The organism is Bradyrhizobium sp. Gha, assembly GCF_900113735.1.
Taxonomy (GTDB): domain Bacteria; phylum Pseudomonadota; class Alphaproteobacteria; order Rhizobiales; family Xanthobacteraceae; genus Bradyrhizobium.
Genome location: NZ_FOQM01000036.1, coordinates 75111 through 81110 on the forward strand (window position 1 = coordinate 75111; position 6000 = coordinate 81110).

Consider the following 6000-nt stretch of genomic DNA (forward strand, 5'->3'; position numbering starts at 1 on the left):
CTGGATGCAAAAAGCGGACTCTGCCTGAGTACCTCTTAATGGCTGGAGCTCGACCTACCGTTTGATCGTACGCTCAAAGCTTGCGACGCGGCATTGAATACTCTCAAATATCTTAGGCCACAATGAACGGTTCAGCAGGCGTTGGTCGGCTACCCCTTCGATTCTCGATAGCGATACCGACATTTGCAGCCACCCTGCTTTTGAGCGCGGGCTTGATGTTTCTCGTCGAGCCGATGATAGCCAAGATGGTGCTGCCGAAGCTCGGCGGAGCAGCATCGGTCTGGAGCGCATGCCTCGTGTTCTTCCAGACTATGCTGCTTCTTGGCTACGCGTATGCGCATCTTCTAACCAGACTGTCGTCGCGCTTGGCGCAAGTTGGTGTTCACGTTTGCATTCTTCTGCCGTTGTCGGCCATTGCACTTCCTTTGACGCTCGGACCCGACGGACCGTCAGCAGACCAGTCTCCGGTCTTATGGCTGTTGTTGCGCCTCAGCTGGTCCTGCGGGATCCCGATATTCGCTATTTCGGCGACAGCACCCCTTTTGCAGCATTGGTTCGCGCATTGCGATCACAAGGGAGCGCGCGATCCCTACTTTCTCTATGCAGTGAGCAACGCCGGAAGCCTTCTAGCGCTGCTGGCATATCCATTGGCAGTCGAACCAGAACTGCCGCTTGATCGACAGGCGACGTTTTGGTCCGCTGGTTTTGCAGTACTGGCTCTGGGAGTGGCTTTGTGCGCCGCCATTATGTTGTCAGACAGGCGTCGCCTGGATGAGCCGACGCAGGTCATTGGAGTAAGCAGAGCGAGCAGTACACGCGATCGTTTGATCTGGACTGGGCTTGCCTTCATCCCGTCGTCTCTGTTGCTTGGCGTCACTCAACATATCACCTCGGACATTGTATCCGCGCCGTTGCTGTGGGTGCTCCCGCTCACGCTGTACCTGCTGACGTTCATTTGTGCCTTTGCGCGACGGCCGCCTTTGCCTCATGCGATCATGGAGCGCGCGTTTCCGGTCGCACTGATTTTGGTCGTGGCCATGGGTGCCGGCGGCATTTTTGTTTTTGTTCCTCTTCCAATCGCCCTGGCCTTTCACCTCAGCTGCTTTTTCGTCATTAGCATGACCTGTCATGGCGAATTAGCGAAGCGACGGCCATCCTCCGCGCAACTGACCGAATTCTATTTCTTCCTCTCCTTGGGGGGCGTTTTGGGCGGAGTTTTTAATGCATTGATCGCTCCGCTGATCTTCAAAGGCGTATGGGAATATCCACTAGCATTGATTGCAGCCTGTCTAGTGAGGCCGCCGATGCACTCGGACAAGCAAAGCAAGCCCCTGATGGATATTGTTCTGCCATTACTATTCTTAGCTGTTTTGCTGGTCCTCAGAAGCACGCTCATTGACTCCGCAAGCTACGGGCCGTTTACGATGGCGGTCTTTTGCTTTCCCTACCTGGTGCTGGCGTTGACGCTGGTAAATTTCTCCCAACGAAGGTGGCGCTTCGCTATTGCTATCGCTCTCGTATTCCTTTTTCCGTTGAGGTCACAGACCGCCTGGAAGCTGATTGCCGCCGAGCGAAGCTTCTTCGGCGTCTATCGAGTCGAGATGGCTTCCGATGAGCCAGAACCGACCCTCGTACTCATGAATGGTACGACCCTACACGGAGCCAAGAGCCTGCGACCAGATGAGGCCCCGCTGCTTATGACGTATTATACGAGGGAGGGTCCGTTCGGCCGTTTTTTCAACGCATTGTCTCAAAGCAAAATGCGCCGCGTCGCCGTTATTGGGCTGGGCACAGGCACTCTCGCTTGTTACGCCAAAGAAGGCCAGGACTGGACATTTTATGAGATCGATCCCGTCGTTGAGCGCCTGGCAAGGGATCACTTTCATTTCTTGGAGGACTGCGCCCCCCATTCGCGTGTCGTCTTGGGCGACGCTCGAATCACCATCGGGAATGCACCAGACGGCGCTTATGACGTGCTGGTTGTCGATGCATTCAGTTCAGACAGCATCCCGATGCACCTGTTGACGCGGGAGGCTTTAGCGCTTTACCTGCGAAAACTAGCCCCCGGTGGGCACATCCTGTTCCACGTCAGTAGTCGGAGATTAACTCTGGCTCCGGTGGTCGGAGCCCTGGCAACGAATGCGGGCCTCCCGGCGCGCATCCTTTTTGACATCCCGCCGCCTGGAACATCGATCCTCCGACGTTCGCCTGCGATAGGGGTTGTGGTAGCCGGACGGAATAGCACCCTTGACCCATTCTCCGACAAGGATGGTTGGAAAGCGCTCCCTGCGGCAGAAGCCCGGTACCTTTGGACCGATCAGCGCGCCGATATTTGGCGGGTGATCGCATTCTGATGGTGCGAGTGAGTCACTCGCACACGTCGACATGCTGCCGCGCAATACCCTTCTGCGCATCTCGCCGAAGGTGAGGTTTGAGATCTTCGACCGCCGAAGGCTTAGAAGTGGGCGCGCGGATTTACATAATTCGCGCGCCTCCGAGACCGTTCACGACGACTGAGGTCAGAAGCAATTCACAACGGCCTCCAGCGACGCGGATGGTGGCGGTAGTAATCGTAGTCGTGGTCGCAGTCGTCGTAGCCATAGTAGCCGGGGCCGCCGAGCACGATGGTTACACCACTCCGATGGTCGCCGCCGTGGTGGCCGCCAAGCTCATAGGCCGAGGCGGAGGTTGGGCCCAGAGCAGCCGCACCCAACGAAACTGCGGCAACTGCAATAAACGAAAATTTACGCAACATGGATGGATTCCTCTCCGTCAGGTTTGGTCGAAGTCCTTGCTTCGACGTGGCCCTACGCCAGCGAAGCGATGAATTGATATCGCGACAGAGCCAGTAAACTCTGTGACACGCGCCACACGTCGGTTTGCCATAGCGGGTTGTTGGACCCCGATGACTGCTTCCTTGATCTCGTTCGAGCGATGTCGCTGAGATGGATGAGGAAGTGGGTTCGAACTGATTCATAGAAGGCGCATGTTGCCCGTAGCTGCGACGGTAGCTTGAGGTTGGCCTTTTGGCTCCGCGCTGATGATTTCAGGCCAGCTCTCGCTTTCTTCGACCCCTTGGCCATCGCCGCATGGTCGCTTAGCTGTATATCCATCAGTGTCGAAACGAAGCCGATGCCGATTCACGCGGGCGCGGCGCTTGGATCAGGTCCGGCGTAGCGGATTATAGTAAATCCAGCTCACCGCCTGCTTCTCGCAATGCTTGCCTCAATCCACCACACTGAGAGCGCAATGGTGATAGCAAGGCAGACCTCGTCTGAGGTTAGCGGGGTGCGTCTCACTCGTTAACGATGATACAGGCCGCCATCATCCCGAGGGAACATCCAGAGGAGAGTGTGGGTATCCCGATGGAGTACCCCGGGCTTGTGCTGGATCGAATGATCCTAGGCGCGTAGCACAACTTCTCACGATAAGGCCTCGACACGAGTGGAACGGGGCTTCTCTTTGGAACTTTCGGGGGGCGGGAATTGAGTCGCGTTAGTTTCATCCGTGTGCGGGGTTGGCGATCGACTGCTCTGAAATCGAACGGCACCTCCAGCAGCTTCCGAATTCCTCTGATTCCTCCTGGTTCCACCTTTCGGCCAGGGCTTCCAGCCAGCTCACGACCGATCCGATCGCTTGAGATCGATCAACGGGATTCGGGCCGGCCTGGCGCGGTGCCGATTGGTGCTGCGCGCGCTTCGTTTGTCGAGGCGTCAGCTTTGATGGTCGTTCGATCGAACCACAGTAGGAACGGCTACAAACACTTCGCACCACACCGCTTTGCTCGCGGCCGTGAGAACGGACCGCGTCCTGTTTGGAGGATCTAGCTATGGCGACGCAGACGACCGGCGGCGGTAGCACGGTTTCGTTCGGGAACGCTCCTCAAGCCAACACAGACGCCTTCACGTTTACCGAAGACGCGAGCAACATTCTTGTTTTGAACGTGATGGCAAACGATCTCGGGGGCGCGGCCAAGGCGCTGTTCTCCTTGGACGACGGAACGAGCGCGTCTGCTTCGACCAAGAGCTACGCACCTGCGGACCTGCTGGTCAAAGATGTCGCCTACAGCAGTGACTCTGCGGGAGCCGCGGGAACGAGCGACCATAGCGCCCTGGGTGCACGCATTTGGATCGAAACGGACGGCACCGTTCATTACGACAAGGGTGACATCAACGCCAAGCTTCAGGCGCTGGCCGTTGGAGAAACGCTGACGGATACGTTCACCTATGCCATTCAGCTGGGCAATGGCACACTCAGCTGGGCGACCGTCACGCTGCAGTTCACGGGATTGAATGATGCTCCCTCCATTGTCGTGGGTTCGACGACCGCCAATGGCGCGTTCAGCGAGGCTACGAACACGACGGGATCATCAGCTTCGGATCAAACGACCGGCACAATCGTCTTTTCCGATGTCGATGCACACGATACCCATACGGTTTCGAAGAGCGGGCCGAGTTTTGCTTGGTCGTCGGGGACGCTCACCTCAGCACAAACGACGGCGCTGACCGCTGCGAGTAACCTCAATCTCGTTACGGCCGATAGCACCAATGCAGCGACGGCGACGGGATCGGTTAACTGGGCATACAGCGCCGCGGACAAGGCGTTTGACTTCCTTGCGGCGGGAGAAACGCTTGCGGTTACCTACACAATAACCATCGATGATGGACACGGCGGGTCGGTCACTCAGCCCATTACCATCACGGTCACGGGTACGAACGACCAACCGACCATCGTGGCCGGCTTGACCACGGCGACTGGCGCGATCACCGAGGCCGCCGGCACGAATGGCTCGATCGCGGCGGACACGGCGTCGGGCTTGATTGCCTTCGCCGATGTGGATCTGTCGGACGCACACACGGTCAGTCAGGGCGTGCCGAGCTTTATCTGGTCCGGCGGCAGCCTGACGGCTGGCCAGATCAGTGCGCTGACGAACGCCAGCTCGCTGGCGCTGACGAAGACCGACTCGACGGGCTCTGGCGCGGGCAGCGTGGCCTGGAGCTACAACGCCCAGGACAAGACGTTCGACTTCCTGGCGGCCGGCCAGACACTCACGGCGACCTACGCCGTCAGCATCGACGATGGCCATGGCGGCACCACCAGCCAGAACGTGGTGGTGACGATCACCGGCACGAATGATGTACCGGTAATCACCAGCGGCGCGCAGACCGGCGCCATCACGGAACTTGCGGGCCAGCTTGGTTCGACGACCAGCGACACCGCGAATGGTGCTGTAACGTTTACGGACGCCGATCTGAGCGACTCTCACACGGTGAGCGTCATGGGGGTGACCGCCTCGGGCGCGACGTCGGGCCTGCCGTCGAACGCGACGCTTCTGAGCTGGCTGACGCTCGGCACGCTGACCGACTCTCCCAATGGCGGGACCGGCTCGAATGGCTGGAGCTTCTCGGCGCAGGACAAGAACTTCGACTATCTGGCTGCGGGTCAGACGGTCACGCTGAGCTACACGGTGCAGGTTGCCGATACCCATGGCGGCAGCGCGAGTCAGAACGTGGTGGTGACCGTCACCGGCACCAATGACCAGCCTTCGATCGTGGCGGCGGCGACCCATGCCGCCGGCGCGGTGACCGAGGACGCGACGAGTCCCGACCTCTCGACCACCGGCACCATCGCCTTTGACGATGTCGACCTGATCGACACCCATACCGCAAGCGTCACCCCGGATTCCGGCAACACGCTCGGCGGCACGCTGACCCTGGGCGCCGTGAGCGAGAGCCCGACGACGTCCGGCGGCACGGTGGGCTGGACCTACACCGTCGCGGACAACGCCACCGATGATCTCGCCGCCGGCCAGACCGCGACCGAGAGCTTCACCGTCAGCATCGCCGACGGCCATGGCGGCACCGTCGACCAGATCGTGACGGTGACGGTCACCGGCACCAACGAGGCGCCGACCATCGTCGCCGGCTCCACCACGGCGACCGGCGCGGTGACCGAGGACGCGACCACGCCCGACCTCTCGACCACCGGCACCATCGCCTT

Annotated in this window: 3 protein-coding genes; 2 read left to right on the forward strand and 1 reads right to left on the reverse strand. The window is 59.5% G+C overall.

The window, feature by feature from the left end:
* Nucleotides 1–215: 215 nt before the first annotated feature.
* Nucleotides 216–2354 carry a spermidine synthase gene (locus tag BM222_RS31710; protein ID WP_092237254.1) on the forward strand — a complete coding sequence of 713 codons (2139 nt, stop codon included), beginning with the start codon at nt 216–218 and terminating at the stop codon, nt 2352–2354.
* Between the two features lie 176 nt (nt 2355–2530).
* Here the strand turns inward: BM222_RS31710 and BM222_RS42450 are convergent, their stop codons facing one another.
* Nucleotides 2531–2755, reverse strand: a complete 225-nt coding sequence (locus BM222_RS42450) for a hypothetical protein (RefSeq protein WP_244547335.1) — start codon at nt 2753–2755, stop codon at nt 2531–2533.
* Nucleotides 2756–3829: 1074 nt separating this feature from the next.
* On the opposite strand from BM222_RS42450, the gene BM222_RS31720 reads away from it, so the two are divergent.
* On the forward strand, nt 3830–6000 hold a 2171-nt coding region (locus BM222_RS31720; RefSeq protein ID WP_210188524.1), incomplete at its 3' end, for a beta strand repeat-containing protein.

Bases quoted from the DNA above. Each gene is read 5' to 3' on its own strand.
- BM222_RS42450 (WP_244547335.1), bottom strand. From the start codon at position 2,755: ATGTTGCGTAAATTTTCGTTTATTGCAGTTGCCGCAGTTTCGTTGGGT.
- BM222_RS31710 (WP_092237254.1), top strand. From the start codon at position 216: ATGTTTCTCGTCGAGCCGATGATAGCCAAGATGGTGCTGCCGAAGCTC.